The sequence below is a fragment of the Photobacterium nomapromontoriensis genome (assembly GCF_050336815.1).
GTDB lineage: Bacteria > Pseudomonadota > Gammaproteobacteria > Enterobacterales > Vibrionaceae > Photobacterium > Photobacterium nomapromontoriensis.
The window spans coordinates 1-18,107 of record NZ_JAKJSL010000025.1; the positions used below are offsets into that span (position 1 = coordinate 1).

Annotated in this window: 19 protein-coding genes; 6 read left to right on the plus strand and 13 right to left on the minus strand. The window is 45.5% G+C overall.

Annotated elements, in window-relative coordinates; all coding sequences use genetic code 11:
* Positions 1-390: 390 nt before the first annotated feature.
* From gpt to vcdP, 3 genes are all read right to left on the minus strand, one after another.
* Positions 391-849, minus strand: coding sequence for a xanthine phosphoribosyltransferase (gene gpt / locus L4D12_RS09970; RefSeq protein ID WP_428447687.1), 459 nt, complete (start codon positions 847-849; stop codon positions 391-393).
* Positions 850-902: 53 nt separating this feature from the next.
* The gene (locus tag L4D12_RS09975) at positions 903-2,192 is read right to left on the minus strand and encodes an NCS2 family permease (protein ID WP_428447688.1); all 1,290 of its coding nucleotides are present in this window, start codon (positions 2,190-2,192) and stop codon (positions 903-905) included.
* A gap of 582 nt (positions 2,193-2,774) precedes the next feature.
* Positions 2,775-2,900 (minus strand): small protein VcdP, encoded by a 126-nt coding sequence (gene vcdP, locus L4D12_RS25550; RefSeq protein WP_489685949.1) that lies wholly within the window; start codon positions 2,898-2,900, stop codon positions 2,775-2,777.
* A gap of 507 nt (positions 2,901-3,407) precedes the next feature.
* On the opposite strand from vcdP, the gene L4D12_RS09980 reads away from it, so the two are divergent.
* Complete coding sequence (locus L4D12_RS09980) at positions 3,408-4,868, plus strand: aminoacyl-histidine dipeptidase (protein WP_428447689.1); 1,461 nt, start codon at positions 3,408-3,410, stop codon at positions 4,866-4,868.
* 244 nt (positions 4,869-5,112) lie between these two features.
* Complete coding sequence (locus L4D12_RS09985; protein WP_428447690.1) at positions 5,113-5,664, plus strand: Ail/Lom family outer membrane beta-barrel protein; 552 nt, start codon at positions 5,113-5,115, stop codon at positions 5,662-5,664.
* A gap of 283 nt (positions 5,665-5,947) precedes the next feature.
* Here L4D12_RS09985 and dinB read toward each other — a convergent pair whose 3' ends face one another.
* The 9 genes from dinB to L4D12_RS10030 form a co-directional block, all read right to left on the minus strand.
* Positions 5,948-7,039: a DNA polymerase IV gene (dinB, locus tag L4D12_RS09990; protein ID WP_428447691.1), complete on the minus strand. Its 1,092-nt coding sequence runs from the start codon at positions 7,037-7,039 to the stop codon at positions 5,948-5,950.
* A gap of 134 nt (positions 7,040-7,173) precedes the next feature.
* Entirely contained in the window at positions 7,174-7,395 is a 222-nt protein-coding gene (nqrM, locus tag L4D12_RS09995; protein WP_428447692.1) for a (Na+)-NQR maturation NqrM, read from the minus strand.
* A gap of 10 nt (positions 7,396-7,405) precedes the next feature.
* Complete coding sequence (locus L4D12_RS10000; RefSeq protein WP_428447799.1) at positions 7,406-8,401, minus strand: FAD:protein FMN transferase; 996 nt, start codon at positions 8,399-8,401, stop codon at positions 7,406-7,408.
* A gap of 172 nt (positions 8,402-8,573) precedes the next feature.
* Positions 8,574-9,797 (minus strand): NADH:ubiquinone reductase (Na(+)-transporting) subunit F, encoded by a 1,224-nt coding sequence (gene nqrF / locus L4D12_RS10005; protein ID WP_428447693.1) that lies wholly within the window; start codon positions 9,795-9,797, stop codon positions 8,574-8,576.
* 22 nt (positions 9,798-9,819) lie between these two features.
* Positions 9,820-10,416, minus strand: coding sequence for an NADH:ubiquinone reductase (Na(+)-transporting) subunit E (gene nqrE / locus L4D12_RS10010; RefSeq protein WP_428447694.1), 597 nt, complete (start codon positions 10,414-10,416; stop codon positions 9,820-9,822).
* Between the two features lie 7 nt (positions 10,417-10,423).
* The gene (locus tag L4D12_RS10015) at positions 10,424-11,056 is read right to left on the minus strand and encodes an NADH:ubiquinone reductase (Na(+)-transporting) subunit D (RefSeq protein ID WP_428447695.1); all 633 of its coding nucleotides are present in this window, start codon (positions 11,054-11,056) and stop codon (positions 10,424-10,426) included.
* Positions 11,049-11,843: a Na(+)-translocating NADH-quinone reductase subunit C gene (locus tag L4D12_RS10020; protein ID WP_428447696.1), complete on the minus strand. Its 795-nt coding sequence runs from the start codon at positions 11,841-11,843 to the stop codon at positions 11,049-11,051. The genes L4D12_RS10015 and L4D12_RS10020 overlap by 8 nt, the downstream gene beginning before the upstream one ends.
* A complete protein-coding gene (locus L4D12_RS10025) occupies positions 11,833-13,077 on the minus strand; it encodes an NADH:ubiquinone reductase (Na(+)-transporting) subunit B (RefSeq protein ID WP_428447697.1) in 1,245 nt (414 codons plus the stop codon). Before L4D12_RS10025 ends, L4D12_RS10020 begins: the two co-directional genes overlap by 11 nt.
* 3 nt (positions 13,078-13,080) lie before the next feature.
* Positions 13,081-14,421 (minus strand): Na(+)-translocating NADH-quinone reductase subunit A, encoded by a 1,341-nt coding sequence (locus tag L4D12_RS10030; RefSeq protein WP_428447698.1) that lies wholly within the window; start codon positions 14,419-14,421, stop codon positions 13,081-13,083.
* Between the two features lie 481 nt (positions 14,422-14,902).
* Between L4D12_RS10030 and L4D12_RS10035 the strand changes: the two genes are divergently transcribed.
* A complete protein-coding gene (locus L4D12_RS10035) occupies positions 14,903-15,034 on the plus strand; it encodes a hypothetical protein (RefSeq protein WP_428447699.1) in 132 nt (43 codons plus the stop codon).
* A 280-nt stretch (positions 15,035-15,314) separates the two neighbouring features.
* Here the strand turns inward: L4D12_RS10035 and bolA are convergent, their stop codons facing one another.
* A complete protein-coding gene (bolA, locus tag L4D12_RS10040) occupies positions 15,315-15,629 on the minus strand; it encodes a transcriptional regulator BolA (RefSeq protein ID WP_428447700.1) in 315 nt (104 codons plus the stop codon).
* A 144-nt stretch (positions 15,630-15,773) separates the two neighbouring features.
* Between bolA and L4D12_RS10045 the strand changes: the two genes are divergently transcribed.
* From L4D12_RS10045 to L4D12_RS10055, 3 genes are all read left to right on the plus strand, one after another.
* Positions 15,774-16,907: a methyltransferase gene (locus tag L4D12_RS10045; protein ID WP_428447701.1), complete on the plus strand. Its 1,134-nt coding sequence runs from the start codon at positions 15,774-15,776 to the stop codon at positions 16,905-16,907.
* 67 nt (positions 16,908-16,974) lie between these two features.
* Complete coding sequence (locus L4D12_RS10050; protein ID WP_428447702.1) at positions 16,975-17,544, plus strand: YajG family lipoprotein; 570 nt, start codon at positions 16,975-16,977, stop codon at positions 17,542-17,544.
* On the plus strand, positions 17,544-18,098 hold the full coding sequence (locus L4D12_RS10055; RefSeq protein WP_428447703.1) for a peptidylprolyl isomerase: 555 nt from the start codon (positions 17,544-17,546) through the stop codon (positions 18,096-18,098). The genes L4D12_RS10050 and L4D12_RS10055 overlap by 1 nt, the downstream gene beginning before the upstream one ends.
* Positions 18,099-18,107: the final 9 nt, after the last annotated feature.

The window sequence follows — 18,107 nt, forward strand, 5'->3', positions numbered from 1 at the left end:
GCATAGGTCTGACTGAGTATGGGGCTTTGCGTTATTTTGCACGCTTACCCACCTAGACTGCCGAATCAGGTTCACTTTCGTTGTGTACTGTTAACTTCCTATCGCTTCCTTCAGACGCATAGGTCTGACTGAGTATGGGGCTTTGCGTTATTTTGCACGCTTACCCACCTAGACTGCCGAATCAGGTTCACTTTCGTTGTGTACTGTTAACTTCCTATCGCTTCCTTCAGACCCTGCCGTTGGCCAGCAACGCCCTTGCGATTCGGATTATCTTCCCCTCAGTCGGGGTGATTCAGGTTTCTTGCAACCTGACGGGTTTGCCAGCTTCGCTGGGCAAACAAAAAAAGGAGCCCAAAGGCTCCTTTCATTTATCGTGCACTCTCGCAATACTTATTGTTTCGCGATTGGATCAACGTATGTAATAGCCATATCCCACGGCTGCTCAATCCATGTATCCTGAGGGATATCAACAACATAGTCATCAACCAAATGCTTACCTGCAGGCTTAGCACACACAGTGACAAATTTTGCTTTTGGATACATTTTACGGATCAACTCTGCAGTTCCGCCAGTATCAACCAGATCATCAACAACAATGAATCCTTCACCGTCGCCGTCAGCTTGCTTCAGCACTTTCATTTCACGCTGGTGATCATGGTCATAACTAGAGATACAAACCGTATCAATGTGACGAATACCAAGTTCACGAGCCAGAATCGCAGCAGGGACTAGACCACCACGACTAACAGCAATGATGCCTGTCCATTGTTCAGCTGGAAGCAGCTTTTCTGCAAGCTGGCGGGTATACATTTGCATGTTATCCCATGTGATGATGAACTTATTACTCATATACGATGAACCTCTGAATCAGCGGCTATACCGCTGGGTGTATTTATAAACTGTTATAGAAAGATTATTTTAGCAAGAAATAGCGTCGCAATAACCCATACACTGATATTTATATCGCGTCCTTTACCACTCATCACTTTGACAGCAGCATAGGTAATAAAGCCAAGGCCAATACCCTCAGCAATCGAATATGTTAACGGCATCAGCAGGCAAACTACAACTACGGGTGCTGCTTCTGTTAAGTCGCGCCAGTCAATGCTCACCAAACCCGACATCATCAGGATGGCCACATAAAATAACGCGCCAGCGGTTGCATATGCAGGTACCATGCCGGCTAGCGGAGCAAAAAATAGCGCCAGTAAGAAAAGAACACCAACGGTCACGGCAGTCAGGCCAGTTCGACCGCCAACGGCAACCCCTGACACACTTTCAACAAATGAGGTGGTATTTGATGTACCCAATACTGCCCCCACCGAGGTTGCCGTACTATCAGCTAAAAGTGCACGATTCAGACGTGGCAGCTTACCGTCTTTATCCAGTAAATCCGCTTTAGTCGCAACGCCGACTAATGTACCCGCCGTATCAAATAAATCGACAAACAAAAAAGCGAACACAATAGAAATCATACTCACTTCCATTGCGCCAGATAAATCCATCTGCATAAATGTTGGCGCAATACTCGGTGGCATCGACATAATACCATTGTACTGTACATCACCAAACAGAATCCCAAGTGCCGTGATAACCAGAATGGCAATCAGTACTGCGGCTTTATAACCACGGTGGACCAATGCAATCGTCAAAAAGAACCCCAGTGCTGCCAACGCAGTAGGAAGGCTAGTAAAATCGCCAACCTGAACCAGTGTTGCTGGGTTATCAACCACAATGCCTGAGCTCTGCAGTGCGATAAACGCGAGGAATAAACCAATACCCGCTGAAATACCGATACGCAGTGAGTGTGGGATTGCGTTAATCACCCACTCCCGCACTTTCAATACACTTAGCGCTATAAAACACAATCCAGACAAGAAAACAGCTGCCAGCGCCACTTGCCATGTGTGTCCCATACCAAGGACAACGCCATAAGTGAAAAAGGCATTCAAACCCATACCCGGGGCTTGAGCTACCGGGTAATTAGCCACAAAACCCATAATAAAACAGCCAACCATGGCAGCCAGACAGGTTGCAACAAATACTGCGCCCTGATCCATCCCTGTTGTCGACAGCATCGTCGGGTTAACAAAGATGATATAAGCCATCGTCAAAAAGGTCGTCAGGCCAGCTAAAAGCTCTGTTCGTACATCTGTTCCGTGCTCTTTGAGTTTGAATAGTTTCTCAAGCATTGCTCTCGATTCCTTGGAGATGGTATGCAACTGTAATTTACAAAAAGTGCCGAAGCAGACTCATGATCCTCTTCCACACCTCACTGAAAAAACCAAAATAGAAAACGATTGCGCGCTCTATTTTCGGGGGCCGATTATATGCTTGCCCCCCCTGAAATTCCAGAAAATAACGTGATTATCAGTAAAGAATGGGAACAATCGGATAAAAAAACAACTGGCGAATCATTCGTTACACTCGAAGTCAATATATATCAATAAGTTATATGATTATCACAATGGTGTTAATTTGGGCTTATGCCACATCTAACATGCTACGCAAACGTTAATATCAGCCCGATAGGCCTAACATTTAATACTTACTGAACGATATCGTCGGGGGATATCACAGCACCACAAGAACAACATCGAAAAGAGGAATAGGAATAGAAAGATAAAAAAAAACGCCACTCCAAAATGAAGTGGCGATAAGAATGTGACTATAACCGAAATGCGGTTATCAGAATTCTCAAATTAAGGGGGATGAACAATCTTGCTTACATACCCTGCCTAGTCCATTTACTGCACCAAGCAAGGCATCAAAAATTAGTAACCGAATGAACTCGGGTATTGGAAATTACCAGTATAAACAGAACGGTTATTCCAAAATTTTGCTACAGATTCAAATACTTTCATTTTTATCACCATAAATATTAAGCTATTAAAACACATAAACAATAGTGCTCAGCCGTGACGGCCTGACTTAATCTCGGTTCCTTGGAGGCGATATCTCGGGCTCATCCTAGAGCGTTTGTTATGTCATTCATCTTCAACTCTGAAGATGGTTAAACTATAGCCCTTTCGTAATAAACTTTCAATCATTTTCTTTAACTACATCACATTTATTGGTTAATTTTGGCATTAAATAGCACTTTATGTAATTTTATTACACCTTGACGGCCTTTTATATTCCAACTTAGCATATACAAATACCCATTCAGCAATTAATCCCAATTCATACTCTAATAAAGGCAATTAACGACCAAAACCATACGGTTGCGAGATTACTGAAATCAGCATAACTCACATTGCTGATTATAATATTTCACTGTTACCGTTTCTGGCTCGGTGGTATCCTGAGGTTAATCGCGATAGATAAAAATGCTGTAAATATTGGCATCAACGTTAATATTCAGCTAACAAATCGCACAAGACCAAAAGTTTATAAAGGAGACTGCTGTGTCTGAAATCAGTCAACTGTCACCCCAGCCGGTGTGGCAATTCTTCGATCAAATCTGTTCAATCCCTCATCCATCAAAGCATGAAGAGCTACTTGCCCAGCACATCATCAGCTTTGCACAAAACGAAGGCCTTGACGTTCGCCGTGATGATGTGGGTAATGTATTCATCAAGAAACCCGCGACACCGGGGATGGAAAACCGTAAAGGCGTAGTACTACAAGCGCATATCGATATGGTGCCGCAGAAAAACGAAGACACTGAACACGATTTCGAGACAGACCCAATCAAACCATACATAGATGGCGAGTGGGTGACAGCAATGGGTACAACCCTTGGCGCTGATAACGGAATGGGCATGGCTGCATGTCTTGCGGTATTGGCTTCAAAAGATATTGAGCATGGCCCACTAGAAGTCCTACTGACCATTGACGAAGAAGCGGGCATGACGGGTGCCTTTGGCCTACAAGCGGGTTGGCTTGAAGGGGATATTCTTCTGAACACCGATTCTGAGCAAGAAGGTGAGGTCTACATGGGCTGTGCGGGCGGTGTTGACAGCGCGCTGACTCTAGACATTAGCCGCGAGGCGCTACCTACTGACTACCAAACCGTAAAGCTAGTCGTTAAAGGCCTAAAAGGCGGCCACTCTGGTTGTGATATTCACACTGGCCGTGGCAATGCAAACAAGATCCTGGGTCGCTTCCTGTTTGGCCATGCTGAAGAGCTGGGACTTCGCTTGAATACGTTCACTGGTGGTAGCCTTCGCAATGCTATTCCTCGTGAAGCCAATGCCATCGTCGCCTTACCAGCAGCGAACATGGATAAACTTAGCGAGCTATTTGCCCACTATCAAGAGTTGCTCAATGTAGAACTTGGCCGTGTGGAAACTGATATCAACGTGTTTGTTGAACACGTTGAAGCCGCTACGGGTGTGTTAGCACAAGCCGATCAGCAGCGTTTCATTGCAATGCTTAACGCTTGCCCGAATGGTGTGATCCGCATGAGTGATGACATCGAAGGTGTAGTAGAAACATCACTGAACGTCGGCGTGATCACCACTGAAGCGGACAAAATTACCGTGTTGTGCCTGATCCGTTCACTGATCGATTCTGGTCGTAGTAATGTTGAAGGCATGCTAAAAGCAGTGGCTTCACTAGCTGGCGCTAACTGCGCATTCGCTGGTGCTTACCCAGGCTGGAAACCGGATGCTGATTCAGAAGTAATGCATTTGTTCCGTGAGACGTACGAAGGCATCTACGGTCGTGTACCGAACATCATGGTGATCCACGCGGGTCTTGAGTGTGGCCTGTTCAAAGAACCATACCCAGAAATGGATATGATCTCTTTCGGCCCAACCATCAAGTTCCCACACTCACCGGATGAGAAAGTACAGATTGAAACTGTTGCCCTGTTCTGGGAGCAAATGGTCGCGATCCTGAAAAATATTCCGGTAAAAGCGTAAACGCGAAGAGCGATATATAAGTTACGAGTCTTAAGGGACGAGTAACAAGATAAAAAGCGAGTTTCTAAGCCATTGGAACTCGCTTTTTTGTGAGCGCGGTTTAAGTTTCAGCCAAACCGTTCAATTACCTCGCACTAATAGAACAAATACTTATCAATAAATTCAATAAGTTGCACTAAATAGTACTGATGTGCGAGTATTCGTGGCCTCGTTTAAAAGTTCATGTAATTAGACCAGAAAAATAATGAAAAAAGCACAACATATCATTCTTGCCGCTATTACTGCCGTTTCTCTTTCTACATCGGCAATGGCTGCCGAGCATACGTTGGCTGTCGGCGTCGCGCAAACACAGCTAGATACCGCGCCTGAAAATCTGTACGGTTTGAACCTTAAATACCGCTATGACAGTGGTGCGTGTTTAGGTTTTATCGCATCAGCGACAATTACAGGACGTAGCCATGACAAGTCTTATGCTGATATGGGCAATGGAACGCTTGTAACAACAGAAACGACCACTTACGGGTATGGCTCTCTTTCTCTGGGACCCGTTTATCGCCTGAGCCCGATATTCAGCGTTTACAGCACTGTTGGCTATGCTGATTATTTTGTTGAAATTGAAAACAAAAAAACGAATAAAACATACAAACCACGTGATGAAGCAATGTTATCAGCGGGCCTTGGTGTACAGGCAAACGTGACAAATCATTTGGTTATTGATGCCGGATATGAATACGTACCATTTAGCAGTCATTACGATGCAAGTACATTTACCTTAGGCCTGGGTTACCGTTTCTAAATAAAATCAGACATGAAAAAATAGGCTTCTCCCTGTCTTTTCTATGCCATCCCCCTGCCCTTTCGGGGGGATTTTAACTGATACCAATCCTTATTATTCCGCTCTTCCTAGAAACTTGCCCCTTAAACCCCGCTCAACCGCCCTTAGTCTTACACATAGGCTCTTGCCCTTCCGCTCTTAACCTGCTCTTCCTCGAAACTCGTCCCTAGAAACCCGTTCCTAGATCTTGCTCTTACCCATAGGACCTTAGGGTCATAGGTCCGCTTTTGCTCTTCCGCTCTTATCAAAACCCCTCAAAAGAAAGCTGTTTAGCTTTTGTACCTGACTCCAGCCCGACACTAATACCAATCAGACGAATTTCTCGATCTTTCTGTCTGGTCAGGGCTTCTTGCAGTAATCCAATAAACTGCTGCTTATCCAACGTTGGCTGAGTATGCTCCACTGTCGTCTGTTGAAAGTCAGCGAACTTCAATTTGACCCCTTGCTTAGCAATGTTCAACTCGGGGCGTACCCGCTTAAGCCGTTTTTCTAATTCCGGATAGAGCCGCTCTATCACATCCCAGCACTGATCATAGCGACTGATATTGGTTGTAAACGTGCGCTCGACCCCAACCGATTTCCGTTCCCGCTCCACCACGACTTCACGTTCATCAATCCCATGAGCCCGCGACCACAGTGACTGACCAAATTTACCAAACTGTTGCAACAAGAGATGGCGATCGTAATGTTGTACATCCCGTCCTAGATAGAGCCCTTTTTCATGTAACTTCTGAATCGTCACTTTTCCCACGCCGGGAATTTTTTCAAGTTTCAGATCATCAACAAATGCCGGGATTTGATCCGGTGTCACCACATACTGACCATCAGGCTTATTCAGATCAGAGGCTATTTTAGCAATGAATTTTACGGAGGCGATACCTGCAGATGCTGTTAAGTTCAGCTCGTCACGGATCGCCCTGCGGATGTCTTCAGCAATCAGCGTTGCGGAACCATGCAGCATTTCACAATCAGTGACATCCAAATACGCCTCATCCAATGACAACGGCTCAATTTTATCGGTATAGCGTTGGAAGATAGCCCGTATTTGCTGTGAGACCTCGCGATAAACCGCCATCCTACCAGCAACAACCGTAAGGTGCGGGCAAAGCTGTAAGGCTTTCGCGGTCGGCATCGCTGAACGTACGCCATATTTGCGCGCTAAGTAATTACAAGTACTGATAACGCCGCGCTGCTCTGAGCGGCCACCAATCGCAATAGGGATATCTCGTAATGCGGGGTTATCACGCATTTCTACCGCCGCAAAAAAACAATCCATATCAACATGAATGATTTTTTTCTGCCCGGCATGGACTGGGCTAAGCGGGTAAATAGACATTACGGTTCATCACTAGGGGCTGTTTTTTTATACAGTAGTTATTATAGAGGGAGAGACACCAACTGTGAAGGGGAGAACCACCAGAGACAACAAAGCCCGGACTCTGCCGGGCTTTTAACACAGTAACAGCGGGATTACAGGATTTGGTTCTTTTTCCATTCAGCCTGGCGTGCTGCGCGTGCTTCACGCTTCAAACGGGCATCACACGGCTCTGGGCAATCGCACTCTTTCGCAATACCGATGCCATCAAGGCCACCGCAACTGCCACTCACGGTTTTACGCTGGAAAATATAGCCTACCGCCATTGCCGCAATAACCAGTAAGAAAACCGCAAAGGTTGTCAGATAAATAACCATTAATCATTCTCTATTTCTGTTTCATGTATGGAACAAAAGCATCAGAGGCAAATTCCTTAAAGCCCTGATCAGTACTTACGATCATCAGCACAGGTATATTTTGCTGATTGGCTAAAGCAAGTGCTTGTTCTTCTCCCATCACGGAAAAAGCTGTCGCTAATGCATCAGCTGTCATACACGATGGGCGCAACACCGTCACGGATACCACATGGTTGGAAATTGGCATACCACGTTTAGGATCAATCAGGTGTGAGTAACGAACACCATTTTCTTCAAAATAGTTCCGATAATCACCCGATGTTGCCACAGCCATGTTACCCGGTTCAATCACTTCTTGCACCGCACGACTACCGTCTTCTGTTGGTTTTTCAATCGCAATACGCCAAGGCACGCCTTCCTGATTATTGCCTTTAATACGCAATTCACCACCGATTTCAACCAGATAGTCTTTTACGCCAAGCTCATCAAAATAGTCCGCAACCACATCCACACCAAAGCCTTTAGCAATAGAAGACAGGTCAACATACAGATCCGGAATATCTTTAATTAAGCGCTTACCGTTGACACTCAAATGCTCGATACCCACTTCTTTACGCCGCTCGGCCAGCTCCTCATCTGTCGGCATTTTCTCTGGGCGCGCTTCAGGGCCGAAACTCCACAGGTTGACAATCGGGCCAACCGTAACGTCCAGCGCTCCATCTGTTAATTTCGAGATGCGAAGTGCTTCAGTCACCACTTTTGCCGTATCCGCGGATACTTCAAACGGTGCACTTGAACGGTGTTGATTAAATTGGCTGAGCTCGGAATGCTTACGGTAAGTCGACATCTGATCATTTACCAACTCTAGTCGGCGATCAATTTCTGTCTGAAGATCCGCAGCAGAAGGTAAGCCTTCCTGCTTAATCAACTTAATCGAATAATAGGTACCCATGGTCGAGCCATTAAGGTGGATCAACTCACGCTGATCGCTACACGCTGACAGCGTAAATGCCAGAACGAGCATCATCAATGCTCGATTTAGAAACGTCTTCATCTAACAACTCCTTAAATGAAAGACTTTTAATACCGTCGATATGAGCAGCAATACACCCATATCATTTGTGGAATTACTCCACGTTTATTACGAAAAAAGGCTGACTCTATACAGAGCCAGCCAATTTTTAACGGGTCATGGCTACTTAGCCACCGAAGTCATCCAGTAGGATGTTTTCGTCTTCAACACCGAGATCTTTCAGCATGCCGATAACAGCTGCGTTCATCATCGGTGGACCACACATGTAGTATTCACAATCTTCTGGTGCTTCGTGATCACGTAAGTAGTTCTCGTAAATCACATTGTGAATGAAGCCGGTGTAACCATCCCAGTTATCTTCTGGAAGTGGATCCGACAGCGCTACATGCCATTCAAAGTTCTCATTGTCCGCCGCTAGGGTATCGAAATCTTCAATATAGAACATTTCACGCTTAGAACGCGCACCGTACCAGTATGTCATCTTACGCTTAGATTTAAGGCGTAGAAGCTGGTCAAAGATATGAGAACGCATTGGCGCCATACCAGCACCACCGCCAATAAATACCATTTCATTATCAGTATCTTTCGCGAAGAACTCACCAAATGGACCAGAAATTGTACACTTATCACCTGGTTTCAGAGACCAAATGTAAGATGACATTACGCCTGGTGGCACATCTGGGTTATTCGGCGGCGGCGTTGCAATACGCACGTTAAGCTTAATCAGGCCTTTCTCATCTGGGTATGACGCCATAGAGTAAGCACGGATTGAATGCTCTTTAACGATTGACTCGTAACGGAACAGGTTAAACTTGTCCCAGTCACCACGATATTCTTCAGGAACATCGAAATCAGCGTATTTAATGTGATGCGGTTCAGCTTCAATCTGAATGTAACCACCCGCACGGAACGGTACTTCTTCACCTTCAGGGATCTGAAGTACAAGCTCTTTGATGAAGGTTGCTTCGTTGTTGTTAGAAAGAACGGTACATTCCCACTTCTTAACACCGAAGATTTCTTCTGGTAGCTCAATGTCCATGTCAGTTTTTACATTTACCTGACACGCCAGACGCTCACCTTCACGCGCTTCACCTTTGGTGATGTGATCAAGTTCTGTAGGCAGAATATCACCGCCGCCAGATTTGACTTTCACGCGGCACTGACCACATGAACCACCGCCACCGCAAGCAGACGAAACGAAGATGCCGTTTGCTGAAAGTGCATTAAGCAGTTTGCTACCCGCAGCGGTTGTAATCGCTTTTTCTGGGTCGCCATTTACTGAGATAGTAATGTCACCTGATGGTACCAGCTTAGATTTAGCGAATAGGATCACTAAAACTAGAGCTAGAATAATCAGGGTGAACATGACTACGCCAAGAATAATATCCATTAATTATTCCTTATTATCCTGATTACAGCTGAACACCGGAGAAGGACATAAAGCCCAACGCCATTAGACCAACGGTGATAAATGTAATACCCAGACCACGTAGGCCTGCAGGTACATCAGAGTACTTCATCTTCTCACGGATACCCGCAAGTGCAACGATGGCCAACGTCCAACCAATACCTGAACCAATGCCGTAAACAACTGATTCAGTAAAGTTATAATCACGCTGTACCATGAAAGATACACCACCAAAGATGGCACAGTTAACTGTGATCAATGGCAGGAAAATACCTAACGCGTTGTACAGTGGCGGGAAGAAGCGGTCCAGAACCATTTCCAGGATCTGTACTAGCGCTGCAATCACACCGATAAATGTGATGAAGTTCAGGAAGCTAAGATCAACACCCGGAACAATCGCACCGTCTTTCAACAGCAAGTTGTAGATCAGGTTGTTAGCAGGTACAGAGATTGCAAGTACAACCGTTACAGCAACACCTAGACCGAAAGAAGTTTTCACTTTTTTCGATACCGCTAGGAATGTACACATCCCTAGGAAGAACGATAGTGCCAAGTTCTCGATAAAGATCGAACGAACAAAAAGGCTTAGATAATGTTCCATGTTCCCCTTACTCCTTCGCTTCGATTTGTTCTGGACGGATGGTGCGAATTACCCAGATCATGAAGCCGATCAGGAAGAATGCTGATGGTGCTAGAATCATCATACCGTTTGGCTGATACCAACCACCGTCAGACACTAACGGCAACACTTCTACACCGAATAGCTTACCTGTACCAAATAGTTCACGGAAGAAACCAACAGTGATCAGTACAAAACCATAGCCTAAACCGTTACCGATACCATCAAGGAAAGATGGTAGCGGTGCTGATTTCATTGCGTAAGCTTCAGCTCGGCCCATTACGATACAGTTTGTGATGATCAGACCAACGAAAACTGAAAGCTGTTTAGAAATATCATACAGATATGCTTTCAGGATCTGGTCAACCACGATTACCAACGAAGCGATAATCGCCATCTGAACGATGATACGAACACTGTTTGGAATGTGATTACGGATTAAAGAAACAAACAGGTTCGCAAAAGCGGTTACAAACATTACCGCTATAGTCATTACGAAAGCTGTTTCTAGCTTAGTGGTTACTGCCAGTGCAGAACACACACCAAGAACCTGAAGCGCTATCGGGTTATTATCGATAAACGGCGCAAACAGGACCTTTTTCATTTCTTTAGTATCAGCCATTGTTTAGCTCTCCTCCACGAACTTTAGCAAGGAACGGACCAAAGCCCATGTCACTCAACCAGAAGTCGAAGCTGTGCTGAACACCGTTCGCTGTCAATGTTGCACCAGACAAGCCATCTACACCGTAGATATCGCCTTTCGGTGCGCCGCCCTTAACAATACGAAGAGCTGGCTTGTTGTTCTCATCGAACAGTTTCTTGCCAACGAACTGTGCACGCCATGTTGGGTTCTCAATCTCGCCACCAAGTCCAGGAGTTTCACCCTGCTGGTAGTAAGTGATACCCGCTACGGTGTTACCGTCGGTTTCAACAGCAACAAATGCGTACATCATTGACCAAAGGCCGCTACCATGGATAGGCAGGATCACTTTTTCAATTTGATTATTCGCATTTTTCACAAGATAAACAGTTGCAATGTTTGCACGGCGAATGATCTTCGCTGGGTCTTGATCTCCTGATAGAGAAATAGACTGGCTTGGATCTTTCGCTGCTTCGCTTTGCTTATAGTTAGCAGGCGAAACACCTTTTTCAGACTGAGCAACAAAATCACCTGTTTTTAAGTCAACCAGTTTAGGTTCAATGAACTGCTGGTAAGCTTCAGGGATATTAGTGCCGTCTTGTAGAAGGCCAGCAACCGCTAGGATATTACGCTGCACATCAAGTACGGCATTTTTCTGCTGAAGTGGACGTAAAGCAACCGCTGCTGCGGATACGATAATCGAGCACACAAGGCTCAGCGCGACAACAACAATTAGCGTCTTTTTAATGCTATCGTTATTACTTGACATGGCGAGCTAGCCTCCGCTTGATATTGCCCTGAACAACAAGGTTGTCAAATAGAGGTGCGAATAGGTTAGCAAATAGAATTGCTAGCATCATACCTTCTGGATACGCAGGGTTCATCACACGTACCATAACAGCCATTGCACCGATAAGTGCGCCATACCACCACTTACCTTTATTAGTAAATGATGCAGACACTGGGTCGGTTGCCATGAACATCATACCGAATGCGAAGCCACCTAGAACTAGGTGCCAATGCCAAGGCATGCTAAACATTGCATTAGTATCAGAACCAATGATGTTAAATAGTGTTGCCGTTGCAACCATACCCACCATGGTACCAGCAATGATGCGCCATGAAGCAATACGCATGAATACAAGCATCGCACCACCCAGGATGATGGCTAGCGTAGACACTTCGCCGATAGAACCTGGAATGTTACCGATGAAAGCATCCATCCACGTTACCGCGTTGCCACTCACTGTATTCACTACAGCAGACTGACCACCGTGCGCCCACTGGCTCAGTGCCGTTGCGCCAGAGAAACCATCTGCCGCAGTCCAAACTAGATCACCTGAGATCTGAGCTGGATATGCGAAGAATAGGAATGCACGGCCTGCAAGTGCCGGGTTCAGGAAGTTACGACCAGTACCACCGAAAATTTCTTTTGCAACAACGACACCGAAGGTGATACCTAGCGCTGCCTGCCAAAGTGGTAGTGTTGGCGGTACGATCAACGCAAACAAAATAGAAGTAACAAAGAAACCTTCGTTAACTTCATGCTTACGCACCATACAGAATAGGACTTCCCAGAAACCACCTACTGCAAAAACAACCGCATAGATAGGAAGGAAATAGGTCGCACCCAGTAGCATTTTGCTACCCCAGCCAGCGTCTGCTGACATGGTGCCGCCTAGCATTTGAGTTAGCCAGTAATGCCAGTCGCCTGCAATAATGGTAGCTAGTTGCTCACCTACATACATGTGGTTTAGTGCAGCAATGGCCTGATGACCCGTGTTGTACATACCCCAGAACATTGCAGGGAAAACCGCGAACCATACCATGATCATGATACGTTTCAGGTCAATGCTATCACGAACGTGAGAGCCAGAACGCGTCACCTGACCCGGTGTATACATAAGAGTTGCAAACGCTTCAAACAGCGCAAACCACTTCTCGTGCTTACCACCTGGTTCAAAGTGGTGTTCAACTTTCTCGAGTAAATTCTTGAGACCCATGAATTACCCTTCCTTCTCAATTGTGTCCAGGCACTGACGTAGCATAGGACCAAATTCATACTTACCTGGACATACGAACGTACATAGCGCTAGATCTTCTTCATCAAGCTCAAGTGCACCCAATTGAGCAGCACTATCATTATCACCTGCGCACAGGTCACGAAGAAGCAGAGTCGGCTCGATATCAAGCGGCATAATTCTTTCGTAGTTACCGATTGGCACCATCGCACGTTCAGAACCATTTGTCGTTGTTGTCATGTTAAACAACTGACCAGGGAAGAACTGGCTAAGGAAAGAACGAGTGACAGAAAACTTGTTTTTACCTGGAACAATCCAGCCCAAGAACTCTTTCTCACGACCTTCGCGCAGTGCTGACACCTGAAGGTGGTAGCGACCAAGGTAAGCAACTGGACCTACGGCTTTAGTACCATTCAAGACAGAACCTGAAAGGATACGTAGCTCACCAGGCATTAGCTCAGAATCTGCTAGCTGCTCGATAGATGCACCAATCTGCGTACGCACTAGACGAGGGTTGTTTACAACTGGACCCGCCAGAGCCACAACGCGATCAGTGAATAGTTCACCCGTCAGGAATAGCTTACCGAAAGCAATCACGTCCTGATAGTTGATGTGCCAAGCAACATTCTGCAGATCTGCACCAAACAAAGTATGAATATGCGTACCTACAAGGCCTGCTGGGTGCGGACCGTTGAATACGTGCTCTTCAATGTTTGCGGCATTTGAACGAGGTAGGCTAGCACCAGACTTACAAACCAGTACTTTACCGTTAGTCAGACGAGACAGTAATGTCAGACCTGCAACGAAAGCATCACTTTGCTCGTTGATAACAACTTCTGGGTTAGCAGCTAGAGGGTTAGTGTCAATGGCTGTTACAAAAATAGCCTGAGTTTCAGCATCGATGGCAGGCACCTTGCTGAAAGGGCGCGTACGAAGCGCGGTCCACATACCAGACTCAACAAGCTGTTCAACAATCACCGAACGCTCTAGTTGAGCGAGTTGGTCTGCTGCATAGCTGTTAAATGTAACTTGCTCGTTGCCTTCAATATCAATCACTACTGATTGAAGAACGCGCTTAGCACCACGGTTGATTTCTGCAACCTTGCCACTGGCTGGCGCAGTGAATTTAACGCCTGGATTCTTTTTGTCTTCAAAAAGAACCTGACCTTTTTTCACTACATCCCCTACGCGAGTATGCATTGTAGGACGCATACCAACATATTCTTCGCCAAGCAAGGCGACTCGAGTGATGGTTTTACCATCATTTATCGCCTGGGTAGGAGTCCCTGAAATTGGGATATCCAGACCCTTTTTTATTGTAATCATACGCACTTGCACTACATTAACGGGAAAAAAAATTTGCTATTGCGCAATTAGACACGACTTTCCTTCGTCCGAAGCCGGTTCTATCCGCCACCAGCACCGCAACATCCTATTCACTTACTCTTCACACTATTTGGTTGGAGTAATTTTGAGGCCGGAATTTTAGCATTAAATGACTGGTTTTTACCATGCCAAACCATGCAAATCAGACTTAAAATCAGCTAACTATTTAAACGCAATACATTTATTCATCTATTATTTTGAGCCAGCGCTCAAAAGTGAAAAATTTTCTTTTTTAGCATTATTTTTTCACTGATAACAACCTGCATGTGAAAAATTAACAATCATCACGCGACGGCATCAAATGCACAACAATCACCATTGCGAATTGTTTCAATTTTGTCTTGATGTTAATTAAGTTTTTCATCTACGTTATCAATTGGTTCTGTACATTATCAGCACTCTGTAAGAAACGACCTATCTGATGAGCAGATACATTCAAACGACAGAGTCTGTGCTTTTTTATGATCCAGCGCTTGCCAGATCATCCCTTCCCATTCCGCGAGGGATCCATCAGGTAACAGGCGCCATTCTGCATATTCTGGCCAATCGCTAAGTTTATTACTGTCGATAAGACTAAGACTTATCAGCGCCACGCAATATTGTTGGCATCAAACATTCGGGACTTTATCCACTGTCAACCTGAAGACAAAATAGCAGCTTGCCAAGTATAGACTGACTTTGCTAATTGCTGCGTTCTTATCACGCCTTTAACAACCTGACCACCCATAGTACGAAAAACATTCAACAAATGATGCTGTAAATCTCAAAATTTAGACCAAAAAAAACCGTATCAATAACGGTTTTTCCTCCAGCTCAATAATGAGTCTGCTCAACTAGCCTAATTTTGACCCACCATAGCACGCTGGAGAGGCCGGAGAGGCCCCCAATACATTCTGCCACTCGCTGTCAGTGTAGGTATGCATCGCCAAAGCATGAATATTATTGGCCAGCTCATCCGCCAATACCGCATTAACCGCTCGATGCCGAGCCAACAACCGCATACCATCAAATTGTTCGCAAACAATCACAACCTTAAAGTGGCTTTCTGAACCGGCCGGCACGTTATGCATGTAACTTTCATTCTCAACCTCAAGATGGAGGGGTAAAAACGCGTGGTGCAGCTTGTCTATTATACGTTCCTTAATCATTGTGCCCTCTCTATTGTGTGAGATATGCCTAACTGTCCCAAGATACGCTTTTCAGCATACTCGATGAATAAAATAGGTTTGCAGTCATGGCTGGTTTTGCGAGAATAACTACCAGTGAGTAAACATACCGTAAAGTGCCCATTAATGAAACCAGAGCTAACCCTTCACGAACGTACGCTAACCCTCCAGCGCTACCCGGTGAGGACAAATGAAACCCTGCAAGCATGGGATGCGGCAGATGAGTATCTCATTAACTATGTGAATGAGGCAGACATAGCCTTTGACTCAGAACGCCCAATATTAATCATCAATGATAGTTTTGGTGCCCTGAGCTGTTGGTTTGCTCAAAAAGGCAAAGTCACCAACGTTACCGACTCCTATATCGCCAAACAAGCCTGCTTGGCCAACCTTAATGACAATCAGCTGCCTGCCGTACAGATCATCGACTGTCTCGCGACACTGCCTGAAAACCCTCAGCTGGTATTGCTTAAACTGCCCAAAAGTAATCGACTACTCACATGGCAACTGCAGCAGTTATGCCATTTGCTGCCCGAAGACTGCACAATGATTGCCGCAGGGAAAGTGAAGGATATTCATTCCTCCACCTTAAAATTATTTGAGAAATATCTGGGGCAAACCAAGACCTCTTTGGCCGTAAAAAAAGCCCGCCTTATTTTCAGTCAGCCTAATCCGGCATTGGCTAAACCGCTACCAGAAGCACAACAATGGTCTGTTCCCGAGCATGATATGACATTAACAAATCATGCCAATGTCTTTTCTGGCGAAAGCTTAGATATCGGAGCCCGACTGTTACTTGAACATATTCCAAGCCAGCCAGACCTCCAGGATATTGTCGATCTTGGCTGTGGCAATGGCGTTATTGGGATTAAAGCTGCCCGCCTCAATCCACATGCCAAGGTACTTTGCGTTGATGAAAGCTTTATGGCGGTCGCCTCTTGCACGCACAATGCGCAACTCAACCTCACTCAGCCCGACCAGCTTCATGCGATAACCAATAACTGCCTAGAAGGCTTTCCAGCCCATAGCGCGGATCTGGTGCTGTGTAACCCTCCGTTTCACCAGCAGAATACGATCACTGACCACATTGCCTGGCAGATGTTCTGTGATGCCAAGCACGTACTAAGAACTCAAGGTCATTTGATCGTCATTGGAAACAGTCATCTGGGTTATGGTGACAAACTCAAGCGCTTATTTGATAATGTCAACATTGTCGCCAAGAACAATAAATTTGTAATTTATCAATCCAAAAAACAATAAATATCAGCTCCATTTTGGGTAGTAACAAACAGTTGCTGCCCACTGACTATTAAAGGATTACACCACCATGAAAAAAATGCTTGTTGCTGCTTCTGTTCTAGCCCTGACAGCGTGTTCAGCACCATCAGAACCACAATTGACGATCACACCAGAGCCAGTTATCGCCAGCCAGCCAGTCGCACACGGTCAATCACTGTCACTCGACAGTCGCGACCTTCGCACAGCACAGTTTATTGCGGTCGTCGACAGTGGCCGTCAAAACGTACAACCACTGCATGCGACGCAAAATCTGCGAGTCACTCTTGAAGATGCACTGTCACGCCAACTAAGCTCACAAGGCTATCGAATCACAGAAAACGGTAAAGGTACCGTTCGCCTTGATATCCTTGAGGCCATGGTCAATGTTCAACACAGTATCATGAGCCATGAACTGATCAGCAAACTCCAGCTCCAGCTTGTGGTTGAGTCACCAAAAGGCAAGTTTGTTAAACGTTACTCAGGTAAATCCGATCGTACCGGTGCGATGAGTGCTTCGGTTGAAGACATGCAACTGGCAATGAACGACCTGATCAATGCCGTGCTAAATGATATCTACGCCGATACTGAGCTCAACACTTACATGCAGGAGAACCTATAATGCCACGCTTTTTACTGGCGCTATTACTCTGCTTTGCACTCCCTGTTAGTGCAGCAACTCAGGTGTTGGTCACCACTTCACTGGGTGATTTTGTGATCCAGCTCAATGAAGAGAAAGCCCCAATATCCAGCCAAAACTTTCTGCGCTATGTTAAAGATGGTAGCTATAATGACACCATCTTTCATCGGGTGATCCCTGGTTTCATGGCTCAAGGCGGGGGATTTGATCAGGATCTTAAACGTCGCCAAAGTTATGCACCAATCAAAAATGAATCAGCAAATGGTCTGGCTAATGACCGTGCAACTGTTGCATTTGCTCGAACGTCAGATCCCGATTCAGCAACCCGCCAGTTCTTCATTAACTACCAAAATAACAGCTTCCTCAACGCACAAGGAAGCCGCCCGGGTTATGCCGTGTTTGGTAAAGTGGTAAAAGGCTTCTCAGTACTGGAAAAAATGGCTGAGATTCCAACCACAACTATCCGCTCTATGGGTATGAAAGATGTCCCACAACAGCCTATAGTTATTAAAGATATGAAAATTATTAAAAACTAGACATAGGCA

Bases quoted from the DNA above. Each gene is read 5' to 3' on its own strand.
- gpt (WP_428447687.1), bottom strand. From the start codon at position 849: ATGAGTAATAAGTTCATCATCACATGGGATAACATGCAAATGTATACC.
- L4D12_RS09975 (WP_428447688.1), bottom strand. From the start codon at position 2,192: ATGCTTGAGAAACTATTCAAACTCAAAGAGCACGGAACAGATGTACGA.
- vcdP (WP_489685949.1), bottom strand. From the start codon at position 2,900: ATGTGTTTTAATAGCTTAATATTTATGGTGATAAAAATGAAAGTATTT.
- L4D12_RS09985 (WP_428447690.1), top strand. From the start codon at position 5,113: ATGAAAAAAGCACAACATATCATTCTTGCCGCTATTACTGCCGTTTCT.
- dinB (WP_428447691.1), bottom strand. From the start codon at position 7,039: ATGTCTATTTACCCGCTTAGCCCAGTCCATGCCGGGCAGAAAAAAATC.
- nqrM (WP_428447692.1), bottom strand. From the start codon at position 7,395: ATGGTTATTTATCTGACAACCTTTGCGGTTTTCTTACTGGTTATTGCG.
- L4D12_RS10000 (WP_428447799.1), bottom strand. From the start codon at position 8,401: ATGATGCTCGTTCTGGCATTTACGCTGTCAGCGTGTAGCGATCAGCGT.
- nqrF (WP_428447693.1), bottom strand. From the start codon at position 9,797: ATGGATATTATTCTTGGCGTAGTCATGTTCACCCTGATTATTCTAGCT.
- nqrE (WP_428447694.1), bottom strand. From the start codon at position 10,416: ATGGAACATTATCTAAGCCTTTTTGTTCGTTCGATCTTTATCGAGAAC.
- L4D12_RS10015 (WP_428447695.1), bottom strand. From the start codon at position 11,056: ATGGCTGATACTAAAGAAATGAAAAAGGTCCTGTTTGCGCCGTTTATC.
- L4D12_RS10020 (WP_428447696.1), bottom strand. From the start codon at position 11,843: ATGTCAAGTAATAACGATAGCATTAAAAAGACGCTAATTGTTGTTGTC.
- L4D12_RS10025 (WP_428447697.1), bottom strand. From the start codon at position 13,077: ATGGGTCTCAAGAATTTACTCGAGAAAGTTGAACACCACTTTGAACCA.
- L4D12_RS10030 (WP_428447698.1), bottom strand. From the start codon at position 14,421: ATGATTACAATAAAAAAGGGTCTGGATATCCCAATTTCAGGGACTCCT.
- L4D12_RS10035 (WP_428447699.1), top strand. From the start codon at position 14,903: ATGAGCAGATACATTCAAACGACAGAGTCTGTGCTTTTTTATGATCCA.
- bolA (WP_428447700.1), bottom strand. From the start codon at position 15,629: ATGATTAAGGAACGTATAATAGACAAGCTGCACCACGCGTTTTTACCC.
- L4D12_RS10045 (WP_428447701.1), top strand. From the start codon at position 15,774: ATGAAACCAGAGCTAACCCTTCACGAACGTACGCTAACCCTCCAGCGC.
- L4D12_RS10050 (WP_428447702.1), top strand. From the start codon at position 16,975: ATGAAAAAAATGCTTGTTGCTGCTTCTGTTCTAGCCCTGACAGCGTGT.
- L4D12_RS10055 (WP_428447703.1), top strand. From the start codon at position 17,544: ATGCCACGCTTTTTACTGGCGCTATTACTCTGCTTTGCACTCCCTGTT.